At 32.4% G+C, this 20,524-nt stretch carries 17 protein-coding genes and 1 pseudogene; 10 read left to right on the forward strand and 8 right to left on the reverse strand.

Going from position 1 to position 20,524, the window contains the following annotated elements; translation table 11 throughout:
* Positions 1 to 198 precede the first annotated feature (198 nt).
* Complete coding sequence (locus ACVC3Y_RS03510; RefSeq protein ID WP_452226125.1) at positions 199 to 1,002, reverse strand: DUF2971 domain-containing protein; 804 nt, start codon at positions 1,000 to 1,002, stop codon at positions 199 to 201.
* Between the two features lie 501 nt (positions 1,003 to 1,503).
* Here ACVC3Y_RS03510 and ACVC3Y_RS03515 point away from each other — a divergent pair.
* The 5 genes and pseudogenes from ACVC3Y_RS03515 to ACVC3Y_RS03535 all read left to right on the forward strand — a co-directional run bounded on the left by ACVC3Y_RS03515 (position 1,504) and on the right by ACVC3Y_RS03535 (position 5,195).
* A complete protein-coding gene (locus ACVC3Y_RS03515) occupies positions 1,504 to 2,232 on the forward strand; it encodes an SOS response-associated peptidase (protein WP_452226126.1) in 729 nt (242 codons plus the stop codon).
* Positions 2,233 to 2,415: 183 nt separating this feature from the next.
* A pseudogene (locus ACVC3Y_RS03520) lies at positions 2,416 to 3,120 on the forward strand (YifB family Mg chelatase-like AAA ATPase); the annotation flags it as partial.
* A 44-nt stretch (positions 3,121 to 3,164) separates the two neighbouring features.
* The gene (locus tag ACVC3Y_RS03525) at positions 3,165 to 3,656 is read left to right on the forward strand and encodes a hypothetical protein (RefSeq protein ID WP_452226127.1); all 492 of its coding nucleotides are present in this window, start codon (positions 3,165 to 3,167) and stop codon (positions 3,654 to 3,656) included.
* Between the two features lie 8 nt (positions 3,657 to 3,664).
* Positions 3,665 to 4,381: a hypothetical protein gene (locus tag ACVC3Y_RS03530; protein ID WP_452226128.1), complete on the forward strand. Its 717-nt coding sequence runs from the start codon at positions 3,665 to 3,667 to the stop codon at positions 4,379 to 4,381.
* The gene (locus ACVC3Y_RS03535; RefSeq protein WP_303424223.1) at positions 4,374 to 5,195 is read left to right on the forward strand and encodes a sensor histidine kinase; all 822 of its coding nucleotides are present in this window, start codon (positions 4,374 to 4,376) and stop codon (positions 5,193 to 5,195) included. Before ACVC3Y_RS03530 ends, ACVC3Y_RS03535 begins: the two co-directional genes overlap by 8 nt.
* A 16-nt stretch (positions 5,196 to 5,211) precedes the next feature.
* Here ACVC3Y_RS03535 and ACVC3Y_RS03540 read toward each other — a convergent pair whose 3' ends face one another.
* The gene (locus ACVC3Y_RS03540) at positions 5,212 to 5,919 is read right to left on the reverse strand and encodes an RluA family pseudouridine synthase (RefSeq protein WP_452226129.1); all 708 of its coding nucleotides are present in this window, start codon (positions 5,917 to 5,919) and stop codon (positions 5,212 to 5,214) included.
* A gap of 32 nt (positions 5,920 to 5,951) precedes the next feature.
* Entirely contained in the window at positions 5,952 to 6,770 is an 819-nt protein-coding gene (gene panB, locus ACVC3Y_RS03545; RefSeq protein ID WP_303424225.1) for a 3-methyl-2-oxobutanoate hydroxymethyltransferase, read from the reverse strand.
* A gap of 120 nt (positions 6,771 to 6,890) precedes the next feature.
* On the opposite strand from panB, the gene ACVC3Y_RS03550 reads away from it, so the two are divergent.
* A complete protein-coding gene (locus ACVC3Y_RS03550; RefSeq protein WP_452226130.1) occupies positions 6,891 to 7,352 on the forward strand; it encodes a nuclear transport factor 2 family protein in 462 nt (153 codons plus the stop codon).
* 1 nt (position 7,353) lies between these two features.
* Here ACVC3Y_RS03550 and ACVC3Y_RS03555 read toward each other — a convergent pair whose 3' ends face one another.
* Both ACVC3Y_RS03555 and ACVC3Y_RS03560 read right to left on the reverse strand, forming a co-directional pair.
* On the reverse strand, positions 7,354 to 8,775 hold the full coding sequence (locus ACVC3Y_RS03555) for an L-serine ammonia-lyase (protein ID WP_303424227.1): 1,422 nt from the start codon (positions 8,773 to 8,775) through the stop codon (positions 7,354 to 7,356).
* Between the two features lie 53 nt (positions 8,776 to 8,828).
* The gene (locus tag ACVC3Y_RS03560) at positions 8,829 to 9,329 is read right to left on the reverse strand and encodes a hypothetical protein (RefSeq protein ID WP_452226131.1); all 501 of its coding nucleotides are present in this window, start codon (positions 9,327 to 9,329) and stop codon (positions 8,829 to 8,831) included.
* Between the two features lie 173 nt (positions 9,330 to 9,502).
* On the opposite strand from ACVC3Y_RS03560, the gene dnaK reads away from it, so the two are divergent.
* Positions 9,503 to 11,407 (forward strand): molecular chaperone DnaK, encoded by a 1,905-nt coding sequence (gene dnaK, locus ACVC3Y_RS03565; protein ID WP_303424229.1) that lies wholly within the window; start codon positions 9,503 to 9,505, stop codon positions 11,405 to 11,407.
* A gap of 206 nt (positions 11,408 to 11,613) precedes the next feature.
* The gene (locus ACVC3Y_RS03570) at positions 11,614 to 12,285 is read left to right on the forward strand and encodes a T9SS type A sorting domain-containing protein (protein WP_452226132.1); all 672 of its coding nucleotides are present in this window, start codon (positions 11,614 to 11,616) and stop codon (positions 12,283 to 12,285) included.
* Between the two features lie 83 nt (positions 12,286 to 12,368).
* Here ACVC3Y_RS03570 and ACVC3Y_RS03575 read toward each other — a convergent pair whose 3' ends face one another.
* On the reverse strand, positions 12,369 to 16,058 hold the full coding sequence (locus tag ACVC3Y_RS03575; RefSeq protein ID WP_452226133.1) for a fibronectin type III domain-containing protein: 3,690 nt from the start codon (positions 16,056 to 16,058) through the stop codon (positions 12,369 to 12,371).
* Positions 16,059 to 16,402: 344 nt separating this feature from the next.
* On the opposite strand from ACVC3Y_RS03575, the gene ACVC3Y_RS03580 reads away from it, so the two are divergent.
* On the forward strand, positions 16,403 to 17,350 hold the full coding sequence (locus ACVC3Y_RS03580) for an NAD(P)H-dependent flavin oxidoreductase (RefSeq protein WP_452226134.1): 948 nt from the start codon (positions 16,403 to 16,405) through the stop codon (positions 17,348 to 17,350).
* A 125-nt stretch (positions 17,351 to 17,475) separates the two neighbouring features.
* Entirely contained in the window at positions 17,476 to 19,233 is a 1,758-nt protein-coding gene (locus tag ACVC3Y_RS03585) for a serine hydrolase (protein WP_452226135.1), read from the forward strand.
* A 52-nt stretch (positions 19,234 to 19,285) separates the two neighbouring features.
* Here ACVC3Y_RS03585 and ACVC3Y_RS03590 read toward each other — a convergent pair whose 3' ends face one another.
* Both ACVC3Y_RS03590 and ACVC3Y_RS03595 read right to left on the reverse strand, forming a co-directional pair.
* Positions 19,286 to 19,861, reverse strand: coding sequence for a GNAT family N-acetyltransferase (locus ACVC3Y_RS03590; protein ID WP_303424234.1), 576 nt, complete (start codon positions 19,859 to 19,861; stop codon positions 19,286 to 19,288).
* Complete coding sequence (locus tag ACVC3Y_RS03595) at positions 19,862 to 20,497, reverse strand: alpha/beta hydrolase (RefSeq protein WP_303424235.1); 636 nt, start codon at positions 20,495 to 20,497, stop codon at positions 19,862 to 19,864.
* Positions 20,498 to 20,524 lie beyond the last annotated feature (27 nt).

Here is a 20,524-nt window from a genome sequence, read left to right on the forward strand (position 1 = left end):
GTTCCAACTCTAGGTTTGTCACTTAAAAGTAAATATTTGTGTTCCTTCATTTGTTGGTTTGGTCAAAGTTGTTGCTAACGTTTATGTATAAGAATAGTTGCGGGTTTGTATGCGAGGATTTTCCGAAGGAAAATCAGACGTTACAAACACGCAACGACCTTTGATTAAGCACTAAACCGCAATTATTTTTATACGGTGTTATGCACTGGGCTTTATTATTTCATCTTTAAGTAAGAAAGTTTCTGAATCAACTATCATTCTCTTAAAAGTTATTTTATCGTAAGGCAACTCACTTTTTTTTATTCGGCTCATTGCGTTATCAATTTCGTTTTTTTTGACATTACAACCAAATATAATTTCTTTTATTCTGTCTTTGTCATAGTTTATAAATTCGGAATCCTCATTATTTTTGGATTGAGCAATTGCCCTAATCTCTTGCTCATAAATCCATCTTTCCGACTTTGTTGTTAACCAATAAAGTAAAATTCTATTCGTATTAGTTTCTCCGTCTAACAATTTTATTTCGTTTAAATACTTTACAGGACAAAGAATGAACTTTTCAGGATATAAATGAGGAAAATCAAATCCAACACAAATTCCGTTGTGTTTATTCGCATAGTGCGACCACATTAAAACTTCGTTGTATATTTTTGAAAAACAAGATAGTTTATAATCTTTTTTCTTGCTCTTTAATAGTTTTGACAATGTATTTGGGTCATTAAGTTTTTTCGCCATTTCACGGCGTTTCTGTCGAGAATATTTTTCTTGGATTTCGGCAAAAGCATTAGCAATATTTTTCTTGTCAATATTTACTTTTAATAATTTTTCGTTACAATCAAAAGGGTCGTTGAAAGTTTCTGGATTTGAAAATTTCAGTGATTGTTTTAGAATGATTTCCTCAAGTGCGATTTCGTAACTTGAAAATTGATAAACTATTTTCGTATTCAAAACCGAAACCAAATCATTGGTTATTATTTTTTCAATTTCGGATTTCTTTAGCATTCTTTAGAGTGAGTTTTTCGCCTTGTGCATAACTGGTTATATAGTAACGATTAACCACCATATCCCATAAAATGGATGGTGATTTCCTTAATTTTAATTTGTTTTACCCATTTGTTAAATAAATAGTGTAATCAAAGTTATAATTATTTTAAGCATAAAGAGTTGCAAATTTTAATTAAATTGTTGTTTTCATGCTAGATATTCATTTGAATTCTTTCATTTCCATATATACTATTTAACTTAAATAAATACCTTTATGATATTTTGAAACTGTTACAACCCAAAATTTAGAGTACAACCAAGAATAGCATGAGAATTTAATTGACACTTTAGAGATTGAACAAGTACGGTATGTTGATTGTAATATTATTTGCTATGGTAATTATAGAATTAAATTTGAAAATAACCCGAAAACTACTAAATTTAAATTCTTAGAATATACTAAAGGTTATTAGCATTTTTGAAGAATGCTTTAATCACAATATTGAAAAATTATATATAATGTGCTTTCATACCTCACTTACCAAAGAAGAAAGGAAACTTGAAGAACGTTTTAAGGTTGCTTCGGAGTATTCAGAAGTTTATAAACCTTATTTCCATCGAAATGGTTTTAGTAATGGTTTTATTTATATTATTAAACAGAACGAACCAAACAGATTCACACCATCATACTGGGGATTACTACCCGAAAACTTGGAGATTAGCGAGCGGAAACAGTTTCTAAATAAAACCAATACACTAAATGCAAGAAGTGAAAACCTATTCACATCATCACTATTTAAACAGCATATTAAAAGGCAAAGATGCTTAATCTTAGCTGATGGGTTTTTCGAGCCACATAAAAGAAATAACGAGTCGTTTCCTCACTATATAAGATATAAAAACAAGGACTTGTTTACTTATGCGGGGATTTATTCCGAATTAGATGATGACCTTTATACAGCTTCGATAATTACAACAATTGCAAATCCTTTTTTTAAAGGGATACACAACCAACCAAGTACGCAAGGGGATTATAGAATGCCTTTAATATTAGACGAGTCTAACGAGTTTGATTGGTTAGATGAATCTTTAACCGAAAACCAAATAAGCGAATTATTGTTTACATTTACTTCTAATGAGTTTGAAGCTTATCCGGTTACTAAAGATGTAATGAACTCACATAAGCAAAGCAATAATTTACAAGCTATTCAACCATTTCATTATGATGCATTAAATACTTTATTTTAATTATGACTATTGAAAATATAAATGAATTGAATAAAAAAATAGATAGTGCTGTTAGTAATTTCCTTCAAATGAAAAAAACTGAATTGCTTTCCGAAATACTAAAAGAAGTAATTGAAAATAAAAAATAATTGCTTAACCTTTGATAATATTGGCATTCTAAAGACCGCCACATTTGATAAAGTAACAAATGTAGCTCTAGTAGGAGGAGGAAGTTATCCACAACCTGGAGAAATATCCTTATCCCATAATGGGGTTTTATTTTTAGACGAATTACCAGAATTTAAAAGGGAAGTTTTAGAAGTAATGCGGCAACCATTAGAAGATAGAGAAGTAACCATATCTAGAGCAAAGTTTACGGTTACTTATCCATCGTCTTTTATGTTAGTTGCAAGTATGAATCCTAGTCCTAGTGGTTATTTTAACGATCCAGATGCTCCGGTAACATCTTCTCCAGCAGAAATGCAACGTTATTTAAGTAAAGTATCAGGACCTTTACTAGATAGGATTGATATTCATATTGAAGTAACTCCTGTTCCTTTTGAAAAACTTTCAGAAGAACAAAAAGGAGAAGCTTCTGTAGAAATAAGAAAACGTGTAACCAAAGCTAGAGAACTTCAAACTATTCGTTTTGAAGCATCAGAAACAGTACATTATAATGCCCAAATGAACACCAAACAAATACGAAAACATTGTGTTTTAGACGAAGCTTCTAAAGCATTACTTAAAACAGCAATGGAACGTTTAAATCTTTCCGCCAGAGCGTACGACAGAATTTTAAAAGTGTCAAGAACGATTGCAGACCTTGAAAACCAGGAAAAAATTAATGGTTCTCATATTAGTGAGGCCATTCAATATAGAAGTTTAGATCGAGAAGGTTGGTTAGGATAATATTTTTATTAACTTTAAGAGCTACTAATTAATAAATAACTTTTATGAAGAAATTACTATTACTATTATTGGGTATTGTTATTGGTTTTTTGATTTCCTATTTTTATTACTGTAATCCACAAAACGAAATACATATGACAACACCAAATGGAATTATTACCCCAGAAGAAGCAAAAGCATTAGATGAAGCTTTTAACTCTAGACATCAACTAATAAGCGACTCTATCGTAGGTAGACCAGATAACCGCTCTGCTTGGTGGTCTATAGAAGATATAGAAAGCTTTATTAAACTTGCAAAATCACAAAGCACAGATTTAGGTTACGACATGAATGGTATACGTGTATATCTTGGAGCTCATGAAAGAACTAGTAGGGAAGCAGGTTATACTACTATGTTTATGGTACCAACGGGTACCCCATCTTTATCAGAAGGAAAAGTAATGTCTGCACCTCCTGGAAATGGAGATGTTCCTGGTGGTAATGGATTAAATGGAGGGGAAAATGGCGATCCACCATCAGCTAATTATCCACAATAATTTTTTTTATGAAAGAGTTCTTATTAGATAATAAGAGTTTTTTAATAAAAGGATTTGAAATAATGGCTGCTGTAATTGGAATACTTTATTTTAAAAAGTATAAAAATACAGCAGCCAAATACTTTATATATATTCTTATTTATGTTGCTGTAATAGAACTAATAGGTGCTTACACTATTTATGTAAATAAATATGAATTTTTAAAGTCTATTAAAGTGTTTTTAAAAGGAACAGTTTTTGAAAAAAATAGATGGTGGTACACTTTATGTTGGTCAATAGGAGGTGTTAAGGTTTTTTCATTTTATTATCAAAAAATTCTTAAGAATAAGACTTTTATTAAAATTCTTAAGTGGTCTACCTTTTCATTTTTAGGCATTTCATTGGTTTTTATTATTTCAGATGTATCTCGTTTTTTTACAGGTACTTTTCCTGCAATAAGTATTTTAGGATCTATAATCATTATGCAATGTGCTTTTTTTTATTTTTTCGAGATATTGCAAAGCGATAAAGTATTAATGTTTTATAAAACATTAAACTTTTACATAAGTGCATCTATTTTAATATTTTGGTTGGTTAATACACCATTAATATTTTTTTCAAAATATTACACAATACAAGATCAAGAATATGTTCATTTAAAAACATTTATAATGTTAGGTGCTATTGGTTTTATGTACACCACATTTGCTATAGGTTTAATAGTTTCAAAACCAGAATATGATTAATAGTTTTTATATAGTATTGCAAGCACAAAGTCCAGTTTCTACAGCTGCAGAGCGTTATTTGCTAGTATATATGCTAGGAGTACTACTTATTGTTTGTACTTTAATTATTTTATTTTTTATTGTTTTTCAAAAGAGGAAAAACAAACTTTTATTAGATAAAATGAAGCAACAAAAAATATTTGACGAAGAAATTTCAAGAACCCAAACCGAAATACAAGAACAAACTTTAAAGAATATAGGGTGGGAATTGCATGATAATGTTGGGCAACTTTTATCGGTTGCTAGTATGCAACTAAGTGTACTAGGTACACAGGTAAATTCTGATATTAAAGATAATATTAAAGAAACAACAGATATAGTAAGAGCAAGTTTAAAGGAAGTAAGATCTTTATCTAAATCGTTAAATAATGAAGTAATATTAAATATTGGTTTTGAAAAATCTATAACAAATGAATTAGATAGATTGAAACGAATGAAATTTACAACAGCAGAATTACATGTAAAAGGAAATACTATTGCCATTGTAAACAAAAAGCATGAAATTATAATGTTTAGGATTTTACAAGAGTTTTTATCTAATTCGGTGAAATACTCGGAAGCAAAAAACCTTAAAGTACTTTTAGATTATGAGAACAATAATTTAATGATTCAAGCTAGTGATGATGGAAAAGGATTTAATGTTGAAACTGCCGAGAAAGGTTCTGGACTTTTAAACATGAAAAGTAGAGCAGCACTTATTAAAGCAACATTTAATTTAAGTTCAGAAATAAATAAGGGGGTAACATTAACAATAAACTACCCTTTAAATCAATAATGAATTCCTTTTTTTTTTAGCTACAAGCTTTCCAAATAACATCGTTTGGTAAAGGTGCTATAATATTAATTTTCGTATTAGAAACGGGATGTATAAATACTATTTGTCTTGCATGTAAATGTATGCTAGCGTCTTTATTACTTCTGTCGAAACCATATTTTAAATCCCCTTTAATAGCACAACCAATACTAGAGAGTTGAGATCGTATTTGATGATGTCTTCCTGTTTCAAGGTTCACTTCTAATAAAAAATAATTGTCGAGCTTTTTTAATATTTTATAATGAAGTATTGCTTTTTTACTATCCTTAACTTCTTTAATATAAGCAGTAGATTTATTGTTTTTTGGATTCTTTTTTAACCAGTGAATTAAAGTGTCTTCCGTTTTTGGAGGTTCATTTTTAACAACAGCCCAATACGTTTTACTAATATCTTTAGAAACAAAAAGCTTATTTAGTCTAGGTAGCGCTTTACTAGTTTTTGCAAAAATTACTAAGCCAGTAGTTGGTCTATCTAGTCTATGTACTGTACCTAAATATACATTTCCGGGTTTGTTATATGTTTCTTTAATATATTCTTTAACCACATCACTTAGTGGTCTATCTCCAGTTTTATCTCCTTGTACTATATCTCCAGCACGTTTGTTTACTATAATAATATGATTGTCTTCATAAATAACTTGAAGATTTTCTTTATTAGATAAGATTTTTTTGGAGGGCTTTGCCACAAATACAAGTTTTTTGTTAAACTAACAATTAGTTAATACTGCTCGTCATCGTTAGGGAAATCCCCACGTTTTACATCTTCACCATATTTTGAAAATGCATTGGTCATTTCTTCATATAAATTCATATATCTTCTTAAGAAACGCGGATTAAATTCATGTGTCATTCCAATCATATCATGTGTAACAAGTACTTGACCATCGACACCATTTCCAGCACCAATACCAATTACTGGAATAGAAACACTCTTAGCAACTTCTTGTGCTAATTTAGCAGGTATTTTTTCTAAAACAATACCAAAACATCCAGCTCTTTCCAGCATCAATGCATCCTCTTTTAATTGTTGGGCTTCTTGTTCTTCTTTAGCTCGAACTGTATAAGTACCAAATTTATATATAGATTGTGGTGTTAATCCTAAGTGTCCCATAACAGGAATTCCTGCATGTAAAATTCTTTTTATAGAATCTTTTACTTCTTTACCACCTTCCATTTTTACTGCATGTCCACCAGATTCTTTCATAATTCTAATAGCAGAACGTAACGCTTCTTTTGGGTCACTTTGGTAGCTTCCAAAAGGAAGGTCTACAACCACTAAAGCACGATGTATAGCACGTACAACTGAAGAAGCATGATAAATCATTTGATCTAAAGTAATAGGTAAAGTTGTTTCATGACCAGCCATTACATTACTTGCAGAATCACCAACAAGAATAACATCTATTCCTGCTCCATCTACTATCTTAGCCATGGTATAATCGTAGGCAGTTAACATAGAAATTTTTTCTCCATTAGATTTCATTTCTACTAGAGATTTAACGGTTACTCTTTTGTACTCTTTTTTTGCTACAGACATTTGATTTTATATAATTTGATAGAATGTAAAAGTACTAAATTATGTGTATACTGTTAAACTTTTCTTTAAAGAGGTCTTAAAATACTAATCTTCAATTATTTTAGTCTAAAATTTAAGAATATGGCAAGAGTAATACTTTTTTTATTACTGTTAATAACAGGAAATATTATTGCACAGCAAAACACCGAACATGAGGAAGTAAAAAAAACGGTAGAAACCTTTTTTAAAGGGCTTAATCAAAAGGATACCATACTTATAAATAGTGTTGTTCACAAAGATATCGTGTTGCAGGGAATACGTCCTAGTATTCCAGAAGGAAATATGATAAAAACGGATGTTTTTTCTAATTTTTTAAAGGCGATTGTTTCTATTCCAAAAGATCAAAATTTTGAAGAAAAAATACATAGCTACAAAATCGATTTTAACGATACTATGGCGCATGTATGGACAGAATATACATTTTGGTTTGATGGCAATGTAACGCATTGTGGCGTAAATTCTTTTCAGCTAATAAAAGAAAATATGCAATGGAAAATTTTCTACATTATAGATACTCGTCGTACAGCAGATTGTGAAGAATGATTTAACAATCTGCCATATTAACACCAACAGCCAAGCCACCTTCACTAGTTTCTTTATATTTGGTGTTCATATCTTTTGCTGTTTCCCACATTGTGTTTACTACCTTATCTAAAGGCACTTTTACGTTTTTTGGATCTGTATCTAAAGCTAGTTCTGCAGCGTTAATAGCTTTAATGGCTCCCATGGCATTCCTTTCTATACATGGAATTTGTACTAAGCCACCAATAGGATCGCAAGTAAGACCAAGATGGTGTTCCATAGCAATTTCGGCAGCTATTAAAACTTGTTCTGGTGTACCACCAAGTAACTCGGTTAATGCACCAGCAGCCATTGCAGAGCTTACACCAATTTCAGCCTGACATCCTCCCATTGCTGCACTAATAGTAGCCCCTTTTTTAAAAATACTTCCTATTTCACCTGCTACTAGTAAGAATTTTTTAATGTCTTCAAAGTTACCATCATGGTTTTCAATCACTAAATAGTACATTAAAACAGATGGAATAACACCAGCACTTCCATTAGTTGGTGCTGTAACAACACGGCCTAAAGATGCATTCACTTCATTTACGGCTAAAGCAAAACAGCTAACCCATTTTAAAATTTGTCTAAATTTTACTTCGGTATTCCTAATAGAGTATAACCATTCTACAGGAGTAGTATATTGTGTTTCTCCTTTCAGGGTTTTATGCATGTCATAAGCACGACGTCTTACATTTAATCCTCCAGGTAGATTTCCTTCCGTATGACAACCAATATACATACATTCAAGCATGGTGTCCCAAATACGTTGTAACTCTGAGTTTATTTCTGTTTCTTCACGAATAGATTTCTCATTTTCTAAAACCACTTTAGATATTGGTAAATCTAAGTTTTTACAAAATTGTAAAAGCTCTGTTCCTTTATCTATAGGATATGGAAAAGAGCATTTTATTTCAAAATTGCGTCTCGAGTTTTTACGTTCCTCTTTTACTACAAACCCGCCACCAATAGAGTAGAAGGTAGATTTCTTTTTTTTACCATTTATACTTGCCGTAAAGGATATTCCGTTAGAATGAAATGGTAAAAATTTTCTGTTAAAGGTGATATCTTTAGAAGGATGAAAAGGAATTTTTTTTTCGTTATTAAAAGCTAGTGTATTTGTGTTTTTGATATTCGAAATAATAGTAGAAATTGTTTCTGTAGGTATATATTCAGGATCACTTCCACATAAACCAAGCATAACAGCATAATCTGTAGCATGTCCTTTTCCTGTAAGGGATAAAGAACCATAAAGATCTACTTGAATACCTTCTACCTTATCAAAGGTATTATTTGTTTTTAGTTCTTTAATCCAGCGTTCTGCTGCACGCCAAGGACCTAAAGTATGAGAGCTAGAAGGGCCAACACCAATTTTAAGCATATCAAAAACCGAAATACATTCCATTTACGAAAACGTTTTATTATTGGCTCAAATATACATTTTGTAATGAAAGTATTTTACTTTTTTTCAAAAGCTTGTATTCTTCCAACTTCCATAACATCTTCAATACTTGATGTGTCCACAGCATCTATATTATCAGCAGGAACTACAACAACTCTAAATGTTTGATTTTGTGTCCATTCTGTACCTATAGCACTAAAATCTACAGTGCCATCTAAAAAGAATCTTACATCCGTTTGTGTAAAATCATAATTGTAAGTTAATACACTTTCATTAGCAGTGTCTTCATCAAAAACAACCTGTTGTGGCATTAACCTCCAAACATCTTGTCCGTCTGCTGTTTCCCATAAAATATATACTAATGTAACGTCTGAAGGATATACTTGAAAGCCATAATCTTCAAAGTATTCATATGCATTCCCTGCATTAAAGTCTATTTCAATTTCAAATGCACTAGCAACAAAAATGCCTCCATCTTGACCATCAATGCCGTCTTCACCTTGACAAGAAGTTAATAATAATGCAAATACAAATAAGGTAGATAAGATTCTTTTCATAATTTCTTTTTTTGTTTAAAGTTACAAATCACTTTCAAAATAAATTGTTAAAAAATTATAATTTAATTTAATATTTGTTTTATGACAAGGTGTCAGTCATTTTGTATTGGCATAATCATTGACTTATAGTAATCGAACAAAAAAATAAATTTCAACACAATAAAAATATAATTATGAGTAAGATTATTGGAATCGATTTAGGAACAACCAACTCTTGCGTTTCTGTAATGGAAGGTAACGAACCAGTTGTAATCCCAAACGCAGAAGGTAAACGTACAACACCATCTGTAATTGCTTTTGTAGAAGGAGGCGAAATTAAAGTTGGTGATCCAGCTAAGCGTCAAGCAGTGACAAACCCAACAAAAACTGTTTATTCTATTAAACGTTTTATGGGTAATAAATATTCTGAATCTAAAAAAGAAGCAGAACGTGTACCATATAAAGTAGTAAAAGGAGATAATGACACTCCTAGAGTAGATATTGATGGTCGTTTATACACACCTCAAGAATTATCAGCAATGGTGCTTCAAAAGATGAAGAAAACGGCTGAAGATTATTTAGGACAAGATGTAAGCGAAGCAGTAATTACTGTTCCTGCATATTTTAACGATGCGCAACGTCAAGCAACGAAAGAAGCTGGTGAAATTGCTGGTTTAAAAGTACGTCGTATTATTAATGAGCCAACTGCAGCAGCATTAGCTTATGGTATGGACAAAAAAGGAACAGACCAAAAAATAGTAGTATTTGATTTTGGTGGAGGAACACATGATGTATCTATCCTAGAATTAGGAGATGGTGTATTTGAAGTACTTTCTACAGATGGAGATACACACTTAGGTGGTGATGATGTAGATCAAAAAATTATCGACTGGTTAGCAGATGAATTTAATACAGAAGAAGGGATTGACTTACGTAAAGACCCAATGGCTTTACAACGTATTAAAGAAGCAGCTGAGAAAGCAAAGATTGAATTATCCTCTTCTGCGCAAACAGAAATTAATTTACCATACGTTACAGCTACTGCTAGCGGACCAAAACACTTAGTGCGTACTTTAACTAAAGCTAAATTTGAGCAATTAATTGACGATTTAGTAAAACGTACTATCGAGCCATGCCAAACGGCATTAAAAGCAGCTGGTTTAACAAAATCTGATATTGATGAAGTTATCTTAGTTGGTGGTTCAACACGTATTCCAGCAGTACAAGAAGCAGTAGAAAAATTCTTTGGTAAAGCACCAAGTAAAGGTGTAAACCCGGATGAGGTTGTTTCTTTAGGAGCAGGAATTCAAGGTGGTGTTTTAACAGGAGATGTTAAAGACGTATTACTTTTAGATGTAACGCCTTTATCTCTTGGTATTGAAACAATGGGTAATGTAATGACAAAACTTATTGAAGCAAATACAACTATTCCAACAAAGAAAAGTCAAGTATTCTCTACAGCAGCAGATAATCAACCTTCAGTAGAAATTCATGTTTTACAAGGAGAACGTTCTATGGCAGCAGACAATAAAACGATTGGACGTTTTCATTTAGATGGAATTCCACCAGCACAACGTGGTACTCCTCAAATTGAAGTAACTTTCGATATTGATGCCAACGGAATTATTAAAGTTTCGGCAACAGATAAAGCAACTAATAAGACACAGGATATTCGTATTGAAGCTTCTTCAGGATTAACAGAAGACGAAATTCAAAAGATGAAAGCGGATGCAGAAGCAAATGCGGAAGCAGATGCAAAAGCAGCAGAAAGTGCTCAGAAATTAAATGAAGCGGATTCTATGATTTTCCAAACGGAAAAGCAATTAAAAGAATTTGGGGATAAATTATCGGAAGATAAAAAGCAACCAGTTGAAGCAGCTTTAGAAGAACTTAAAAAAGCATACGAAACTAAAGATTTAGAAGTAATTACTCCTGCTTTAGATAAAATTAACGAAGCTTGGAAAGTTGCTAGTGAAGAAATGTATAAAGCACAAGCAGAAGCACAAGGTGGAGCAGAAGCAGGACCAGACGCAAATGCTGGAGCAGATGCAACCGAAGGAAGCGATGTAGAAGATGTAGATTTCGAAGAAGTGAAGTAAGCAGAGAACCAATTTTGTTTTTTACAAAATTGTGTGAACCGTTTATCCCAAATTTATTTGGGATCTTTATAAAGAATCTAAATAAATTAAAAAACGCAATCATTCATTTGGTTGCGTTTTTTTAGTTTAAAATATAGAAGGTTTATTATAGACTTAATTATATATATTTATAAATTAGCCGATTAATCTTACAAAAACCCTCATTTATGAAAAAAATTACTTTTTTATTGTTATTATCCATTTGTTTTTCTGGCGTATATGCTCAGTCAAACGGTAATTGTAGTGGTGCTTATCCATTAGAACCAAATGTAGCACAAACAGGATCTTTAAATACAGCTTCAAATTCAGGGATTACGTCTTCGTGTTCCTCTTTTTTTGGAGATTATTGGTATTCTTTTATTGCAGGAGCTTCAGGAGAAGTAGCTATAACTTCTAGTGTAGGATTTGCTGTTTTTACAGATTGTACTGGTACTAATGAAGTTTTTTGTTCCGCTAACTCTACAAATAATATCGTTGTACAATCCTTAACTGAAGGAGAAACTTATTTTGTGCAACTTTTTACATTTCCAGAACCTTGTCGAGGAGCAAATTGTGGAGAATATGAAATCATAATTAGCGGTAATACACTTTCTACACAAGATCTTGTAGAGAATGTATTTACAGTATATCCTAATCCAGTTAATGATGTTTTAAATATAAATGCAAAAAAGGAAATTACAAATATTGTTGTGTATAATGTAATAGGAAAGCAAGTATTAAATAGTACACCTAATGCTTTAAATGTTACTGTGGATTTATCTAACTTTCGCCCTGGATATTATATTGTTAAATTAAACTCAAATACTAATTCTGAAGTTATTAAAGTATTGAAAAAATAATTTAGTATTAAGCTTTTATAAGTAAACGAATAAAAAAAAGGGCTGTCTTTAAAGACAGCCCTTTTTTAATATTAAAATTTTTATTAGTTTTTAATAACTCTTATCATTTCAGTAGCATTACCAATTGTTACTTTAACAAAGTAAGCACCATTTTGTAAGGAAGACATGTTTATATCTGCATTAACTGTATTAGGTGCCGTACGAAGTACTTCTTGACCTAACATGTTATAAACAGTTACGTTTTCAATATCTTTTTGAGATTTAATAACTAAATTATCATTTACTGGATTTGGAAAATAAGTAAATGCTGAACCATTATCAAAATCTTGTGTAGATAGTGGATTACATGTAATTATTGCTTCCCATCCTTCTCTTGTAACTGATCCATCCGATGAAAATACAAATGTTAAAGCTCCAGATGGGTGGGTAGATGTTATAACCATACCTTCTAAATCTCCAGTTCCAACAGCAGGAAGATCATTTTCATCCCAACACCAAATTGTTCCACCTCCTGGAGGATCTATTGTAGTAGCTGTTGCATCTGGTCCATCGTAAACTGTTAAACCATCGTAACAAGCTGTTGTGCTATTATTTTCAGTACTAAATGCTGTGAATTCTACTGTTACAGCATCTCCTACAACATCTGGCATAATAGTATATGTAGTACTTTCATTTGAACTATAATCGCTGGATGTTCCACCAGAATCTAAGAAATTACCACTAGTACATGTTGGTGGCACCGCCACATAAACTGTTGCAAATGCAAGTGGTCCTATCCATGCAGAATTTCCGTCTACACCACAGTCTGTTTGAACATAATATTCATAAGTGTTATCTGCAACTAAACCAGATACGGTATAAGGATTTGTAACACCCGTTGCTGTTGCAGTTCCTGTTGCAGTAGCTCCTGCGGAAATATCAACTAATTCAATATTCCAAGAAGTAGAAGTTCCATTTTCTGTCCAACCTAAATCGGCACTATTAGTTGTAACATTAGTAACTGTTAGCGCTGAAGGCGCAGGACAAGTTTCTAATGTGGTAAAAGCAAAAGGTCCAGCCCAAGTAGAATAAGTACTAGCTCCACAATCGGATCTCACATAAAAAGTGTAATCGTTGTTTTCAGTAAGTCCCATAGCAGTATAAGGATTTGTAACTCCAGACATCGTTGGAGTTCCAGTTGGAGTCCCAGCAGCAGTAATATCAACTATTTCAATATCCCAAGAAGTACTTGTTCCGTTTTCAGTCCAACCTAACTCTGCAGTTACATCAGTTACTGTTGTAGCGGTTAAAGCATTTGGTATTGGACAAGCAGGAAGCTCGGTAAAGGATACGCTATCAATAGCAATATCCCCTTCAAATGTACCAACGCTAGTAGCTCTAAATGTAATAGATATTGTTTGACCGGCATATGCAGCCAAGTCTATAACAGCAGTTTCCCAAGGAGTTGTTTCCGCTGTTTGCTGTTGCCCAGATAATGACCATACATTTGTTGTACCATTAACTAATACATCAAGAGTTCCAATTTGTGCACCAAACATATGATAGTTAAACAATAAAGCAGGATTGGTAAGTGATGTTAAATCGACCAAAGGTGATGTTAAATCAGTAATGTCTCCTGTAACCCCAGCAGAAGCTTCTACATAGAAATAATTTCCAGTAGTAATGGACGGTGCAGGCCCTGTTCCTCCAGATCCAGTGTCAGTTCCGGGAGCAGATTCCCAATAGTATGAACCTCCAGTGGCAGACCAACAATTTTCAGCTTCGAAAGCAGAACCACCAGTTGTAAAAGATTCAAAATCTTCAATATATGTTGCTGCGATAGCAGAACAAGCTGTTCTAAATGTAAATGGTCCAGCCCAAGCAGAAGTACCATTACCGCCGCAATCTGCTCTTACATAAAAATCATAAAGTGTATCTTCAGTAAGTCCAGTAGCTGGATAAGGGTTAGCTACACCAGTTGCGGTAGCTGTTCCTGTAGCAGTTAATCCGTTTCTTAAAATTTCAATATCATATAAAGTTGCAGATCCTGCTTCTGTCCAACCTAAATCAGCAGTTGTAGTTGTAATATTTGTAGCTGTATATGCTGTAGGTTCTGGGCAGGCTACTGTAGTAGTGAATGAAAATGGTCCAGCCCAAGAAGAAGTTCCATCTACTCCACAATCTGCTTGTACATAAAATTCATAATCATTAGAAGGTACTAATCCGCTTAAAGCATGTGGGTTAGTAACACCTGTTTCTGTTGCATTACCTGTTGCATTACCAGCGGCAGTGATATCAACTAATTCAATATTCCATGAAGTAGCTGTACCGTTTTCTGTCCAACCTATATCGGCAGAAAAGCCATCAATATTAGTAGCAGTTAAGGCATTTGGAACAGAACAAGAAGGTAACTCACCAAATATTGCATTATCAATAGCAATATCCCCTTCAAAAGTACCAACGCTTGTTGCTCTAAATGTAATCGATACTGATTGTCCAGCATATGCTGCTAAATCTACAATGGCAAGTTCCCAAGGTGCTGTATCAGATGTTTGTTGTTGTCCAGATAAAGACCATATACTAGTAGAACCATTAACTAGAATTTCTAAAGTACCTATTTGTCCACCAAACATATGGTAGTTAAACATTAAGGCAGGTGCGGTAAGCGCACTTAAATTTACTAAAGGAGATACTAAATCAGTAATGTCTCCCGTAACTCCAGCAGAAGCTTCTACATAGAAATAATTACCTGTAGTTATGGATGGGTTAGGCCCTGTTCCTCCAGATCCCGTGTCTGTTCCTGGAGCAGATTCCCAATAGTATGAGCCTCCAGTTGCACTCCAGCAATTTTCATATACAAAAGCAGTTCCAGCGGTAGTAAATGTTTCAAAATTTTCAGTATATGGTGCTGCTATTGCTGCACATAATGTTCTAAAAGTAAAAGGTCCTACCCATGTAGAAGTTCCATCCACACCACAGTTTGCTCTTACATAAAAGTCATATTCTGTATTTTCAGTAAGTCCTGTTGCTGTATATGGATTTGAAACATTAGTTGCAGTAGCAGTTCCAGTTGGTGTAAGACCAGCTCTTATAATTTCTATATCGCCATTTGTTGCAGAACCGCTGTCTACCCAAGATAGATCTACAGTTGTATCTGTCATATTAGATGCCATTAAAGAAGATGGATCTGGGCATGTTGGTGGTGTTGCAGAAGTTATTGTAGGAGAATCAAAGCAAAATCCCCATTCGTAACCTGCTCCACCTACTAAATCATCAAAATAAATTCTGTATCTAAACCCAGATAATTGTGTAGCAGTAAATCCGGCAATATTAAGAACTTCAGAGGTATATGCTTCTGCAGTTCCAGAACAAAAATTATCGGTTGGAGGTGATGCTGTATCTGCATTAATAGGAAGCCCAATTATAGTCCAAGTACTTGCATCTGCATCCCAGTATTCGAATTGTAAAATATCATCGTTATTATAATTGTAAACTAAATTTCCTGAAATTGAAATCCATGTTTCTCCAGCAGTATGTGCTGCAGTTAAATCGATTACTGGAGACTCTGCAGCAATATCGTCATCACTTCCATTTCCAGCATCATCATCATCGAAAGCAAAATTTGCAGATATAGTTGGGTCCGACTCGAGCGCTAGTGGGTCTGAGTTATAAGTTCCTGTTAGTGCCCATGATGTATTTGGCCACGATGCATTTTGATTTAATGTTTGAGCAAAACCCGAATAGGTAATCGCTAAAAGCATTAAACACAAAATTTTGATAGTAGTTTTTTTCATAAATATTTGTGTGTTTAAAGTAATAATTTATAAATATAATATTTTTTTTTTTTTGAAATCATAATAGAAGTAGTTTTGTTTGTAAATATTCATAGTAAAAGTTCGATATATGGTTGTTTTTATGTGGCTTTTTAACATCCTTTTTGTGAATATATAAATATTCAATAGTGAGCTACTTAAAAGTTTTTACTATTTGTTTAGTAGATTATTATTGTTTTGTATAAATTACAATAAGCTATGCATGCATAATAAATTTATCCTTATATTTGTTTTTTAATTTTGCCTAAACAAAAATTTACTTTTTAATTAAAATATTCTTTTTTAAACAAGAATGATTACTACCTATGGAAACTAAAATAACCCAACTTTTAAATATTAAATATCCAATTATTCAAGCGCCAATGTTTTTGGTTTCTAATGTTGCTATGGTAACAGAAGCTATGAAAGGAGGAATTGCTGGTTGTATTCCAGCACTTAATTATAGAACTTTAGAGGAGTTAAAAGCTGCAATAAAAGAACTTAAAGCCAATAAAGTAGTAGGTGGTTCTTTTGGTTTTAATTTAATTGTAAATAAATCCAATATAAAATACAAAGAGCAATTACGGGTACTATGTGAAGAGGGGTGTGATTTTATTATTACCTCACTAGGTAGTCCAGAAGAAACTATAAACCAAGCGCATAAAGCTGGTATTAAGGTTTTTTGTGATGTTACAGATTTACGTTTTGCTAAAAAGGTAGAAAGTTTAGGCGCAGATGCTGCTATAGCAGTAAATAATCAAGCTGGTGGACATAGAGGAAACCTTTCTCCTGAAGAATTGACTAATCAATTAAGTAAAGCCTTGACAATTCCCGTAATTTCTGCAGGAGGAGTAGGCTGTAAAGCAGATATAGATAAGATGTTAAGCTATGGAGCAGAAGGTGTTTCTGTTGGTAGCCCGTTTATAGCTTCTTTTGAAGCAGGAGTAACCGAAGAATATAAGCAAGCATGTGTAGATTATGGTGAAAAAGATATAGTAATGACAGAGCGTATTTCAGGAACACCTTGTACTGTAATAAATACACCTTATGTGCAGAAAATAGGAACTAAGCAAACATGGTTAGAAACTGTTTTAAATAAAAATAAGAAGTTAAAAAAATGGGTTAAAATGGTTCGTTTTTCTATTGGTATGAAAGCAGCAGAAAACGCAGCGACAAAAGCTACTTATAAAACCGTTTGGGTAGCTGGACCTAGCATTGAATATACTAAAGAGATTTTACCTACTATTGAGATAGTAAAGAACTTGACACATTAAATTTGTAGTATACCCTTTTGCGTCTTTTTTTAAGATAGATTCTCGTTTCAAAAAAAGTTTCGTTTTTGTTGTAACTTATAGGCACTATTAGTCGTCATATATTTTCATCAATCAAAACAAACCTTATGAAACAGCATTTCACATTTTATTTTAGTAAAACAAAAGCAATACTTTTCTTTGCTTTATTATTTTTTGCGCACTTGACTTTCGGACAAGTAAAAGAAGCGCAATTAACCAAGTTGATTAATACCTATACAGACTATAAGGCCTTTAACGGCTCTGTTCTAGTAGCTCAAGAAGGTAAAATTATTTACAAAAAAGGCTTTGGCTTTGCCAATATGGAATGGGATATTCCAAACGCAGCAAATACCAAACATAGACTAGGTTCTATTAGTAAGCAATTTACTGGGATGTTAATTTTACAATTAGCAGAAGCAGGTAAACTAGATCTGCAAGCACCAATTACTAAATATTTGCCTGAGTACCCTAAAGCTACAGGAGATATTATTACAACACATCATTTATTAACTCATTCTTCAGGTATACCTAATTACACTTCGTTTCCAGATTTTTTTAAAAACGAAAGTAGAAACCCGTACACACCTTTAGAATTTATATCTAAATTTTCAGAAAAAGAATTAGAATTTACACCTGGAGAAAGGTTTAGTTATAGTAATTCTGGGTATTTTCTTTTAGGTGTTTTAATTGAGAAAATTTCTGGTAAAACATATGAGAAGATGTTACAGGAAAAGATTTTCACACCATTAAAAATGAACGATTCTGGATTCGATCATCATGCAACGATATTGAAAAATAGAGCAACAGGTTACGAAAAACAAGGAGGAGATTTTATAAACTCTAGTTATTTAGATATGTCTATTCCATATGCAGCAGGATCTTTGTACGCGACTCCAGAAGATTTGTACCTATGGGATCAAGCATTATATACTAATACATTGCTTTCAAAAGCATCTATGGATTTATTTTTTGGCAATCATATAAAAGCTGGGAACGAACATTATGGCTATGGATGGTTTATTGGTAGCGAAACTATTGGTGATTCAAAAGAAAGTATAGAAACTATAAGTCATGGAGGCGGAATTAATGGTTTTAATACTTTAATTTCTAGAGCACCATCAGATCAGTCTTTAATCGTGTTATTAAATAATACAGGAGGCGCTCCATTAGGGGATATGGCTAAAGCAATTCGTGGTATTATATATGATAAGCCATATAGCTTCCCTAAAAAATCTGTTGCTAATATTATTTATGAAGAAATAACAGCTAATGGAATGGATACTGCTTTAAAACAGTATAACATTATTAAATCTTCGGAAGATTATGATCTAAATGAAAAGGATATGAATAGCATTGGCTACAGATTATTACAAGCTGAAAAAGTGGACGATGCAATAACTATTTTTAAACTTAATGTAGATGCATTTCCAAATTCTTTTAATGTATATGATAGTTATGCTGAAGCTTTAATGACAAAAGGTAACAAAGAACAAGCCATTGTAAATTATAAAAAATCGGTAGAATTAAATCCAAATAATCAAAACGGAATAACGCAATTAAAAAAATTAGGTGTAGATGTTACAGACTTAGAAAAAGAAGTTGTGGTTGCAGAAGAAATTCTTGAAAGCTATGTTGGTACCTATCAACTAATGCCAGAATTTAGTATAAAAATAATAAAAGAAGGAAATCAATTAAAAGCGCAAGCAACAGGACAACCAGCAGCAGATATTTTTGCAAAATCGGAAACCGTATTTTATTTAAAAGTTGTTACTGCACAATTAACTTTTAATAAAAATGAAGCAGGAGAAGTAGAGAGTGTAACCCTTTTACAAGGTGGTAGAGAAATAACAGGAAAGAAAATGTAAACCGTTTTTATTTATATATTCTAAAAGCCCTTGATGAATTTCAAGGGTTTTTTTATTTAAAATTTTCAAAAATACTTTTCTTAATTTCTGTCCATTCTTCTTTTAAAATGCCATAACAACACGTACTGCGTTTAAAACCGTCTAGCATGAGTGTGTCTTTACGTAAAAGACCTTCAAAAGTTGCTCCAAGTTTTTCAATGGCTTTTCTAGATTTTATATTTCTTTCGTCAACACGAAATTCTACTTTGTCAAATAGAAGTGTTTCAAAAGCATATTGCAGCATTAAAAATTTCATTTGCGTATTTAGTCCAGAGCCTTGAAATTCTTTTCCAATCCAAGTCCAGCCAATATGCAATACTTTGTTTTTCCAGTTTATAAGTGCAAATCTTGTGCTTCCAGCGTAAGCTTGTTTCTTCTTATCGTAAATAATAAAAGGAATTGCAGTTTTGTGGTAGTATCGATCTACAGCTCGTTGTACATATTCTTTTAGTTTTTCAGATGGAGAAATAGCACTAGGAGAGTAATAGACTAAATCCTTTTCTTCTGCAATTATTGCTAAATGTTTGTAGTTACTTAAGTCTAAAAGCGTGAGTTTTACGTGTTCATTTTCAAGCTGGGGTGTATTCATTTATACCAATTTTTTTATCAATTCTACATTAACCACATGTTTGCCATTAAAAGGAACAATATGCAAATTGCTACCAAATAATTCTTTAGCTTTATTGGTTTCGTATGTAATTCTTTCTTGGTTTAAGTATTCATCTTCAGTACCATAAATCATAGTTACTTTGGCTTTTAAAAATGTGAAATCTTCTATTTCTAATTCCTTAGGAATACTTCCAGAATGTAAAACCAATTGAGCGCATGGTAATTTACGCTTTGCAACATATCGTGTGGCAACACTAACGCCTTGAGAGTAACCTAAAACGATGAGGTTTATGTTTTTGGGTAAAGTTTCAGCAGTTAAAATAGCATCAAAATTCCGCATTACATTTTCGGTTTCTGTAGCTGTATTTTCTTTAGTTAACCAACTAGCTCCAACATGTTTAAATTTTGGTGTGCTATAATATTTGCTTTGTGCTTGAGGAGCAATAACATAGTTTTCATCTTTGTTTAATCCTTCAAAATATCTTAAAAAATATCTACTTAAATAGCCCATTCCGTGACAAACAAACCAAACATTTTTAGTTTTATTGGTCAGTGAATTTAAAGTAGCATAACTATTGGTAGTTGTGTATGAAATTTCTTTTTCTTCTAAATTCATTTTGTACTTTTACAATCCGACAATAAA

The organism is Lacinutrix cladophorae (assembly GCF_053604645.1).

Excerpts from the sequence above, each read along its gene's own strand:
- ACVC3Y_RS03580 (WP_452226134.1), top strand. The coding sequence starts at position 16,403 with ATGGAAACTAAAATAACCCAACTTTTAAATATTAAATATCCAATTATT.
- ACVC3Y_RS03575 (WP_452226133.1), bottom strand. The coding sequence starts at position 16,058 with ATGAAAAAAACTACTATCAAAATTTTGTGTTTAATGCTTTTAGCGATT.
- ACVC3Y_RS03590 (WP_303424234.1), bottom strand. The coding sequence starts at position 19,861 with ATGAATACACCCCAGCTTGAAAATGAACACGTAAAACTCACGCTTTTA.
- ACVC3Y_RS03570 (WP_452226132.1), top strand. The coding sequence starts at position 11,614 with ATGAAAAAAATTACTTTTTTATTGTTATTATCCATTTGTTTTTCTGGC.
- dnaK (WP_303424229.1), top strand. The coding sequence starts at position 9,503 with ATGAGTAAGATTATTGGAATCGATTTAGGAACAACCAACTCTTGCGTT.
- ACVC3Y_RS03530 (WP_452226128.1), top strand. The coding sequence starts at position 3,665 with ATGAAAGAGTTCTTATTAGATAATAAGAGTTTTTTAATAAAAGGATTT.
- ACVC3Y_RS03525 (WP_452226127.1), top strand. The coding sequence starts at position 3,165 with ATGAAGAAATTACTATTACTATTATTGGGTATTGTTATTGGTTTTTTG.
- ACVC3Y_RS03550 (WP_452226130.1), top strand. The coding sequence starts at position 6,891 with ATGGCAAGAGTAATACTTTTTTTATTACTGTTAATAACAGGAAATATT.
- ACVC3Y_RS03560 (WP_452226131.1), bottom strand. The coding sequence starts at position 9,329 with ATGAAAAGAATCTTATCTACCTTATTTGTATTTGCATTATTATTAACT.
- ACVC3Y_RS03535 (WP_303424223.1), top strand. The coding sequence starts at position 4,374 with ATGATTAATAGTTTTTATATAGTATTGCAAGCACAAAGTCCAGTTTCT.
- ACVC3Y_RS03585 (WP_452226135.1), top strand. The coding sequence starts at position 17,476 with ATGAAACAGCATTTCACATTTTATTTTAGTAAAACAAAAGCAATACTT.
- ACVC3Y_RS03515 (WP_452226126.1), top strand. The coding sequence starts at position 1,504 with ATGTGCTTTCATACCTCACTTACCAAAGAAGAAAGGAAACTTGAAGAA.
- ACVC3Y_RS03555 (WP_303424227.1), bottom strand. The coding sequence starts at position 8,775 with ATGGAATGTATTTCGGTTTTTGATATGCTTAAAATTGGTGTTGGCCCT.
- ACVC3Y_RS03595 (WP_303424235.1), bottom strand. The coding sequence starts at position 20,497 with ATGAATTTAGAAGAAAAAGAAATTTCATACACAACTACCAATAGTTAT.
- panB (WP_303424225.1), bottom strand. The coding sequence starts at position 6,770 with ATGTCTGTAGCAAAAAAAGAGTACAAAAGAGTAACCGTTAAATCTCTA.
- ACVC3Y_RS03510 (WP_452226125.1), bottom strand. The coding sequence starts at position 1,002 with ATGCTAAAGAAATCCGAAATTGAAAAAATAATAACCAATGATTTGGTT.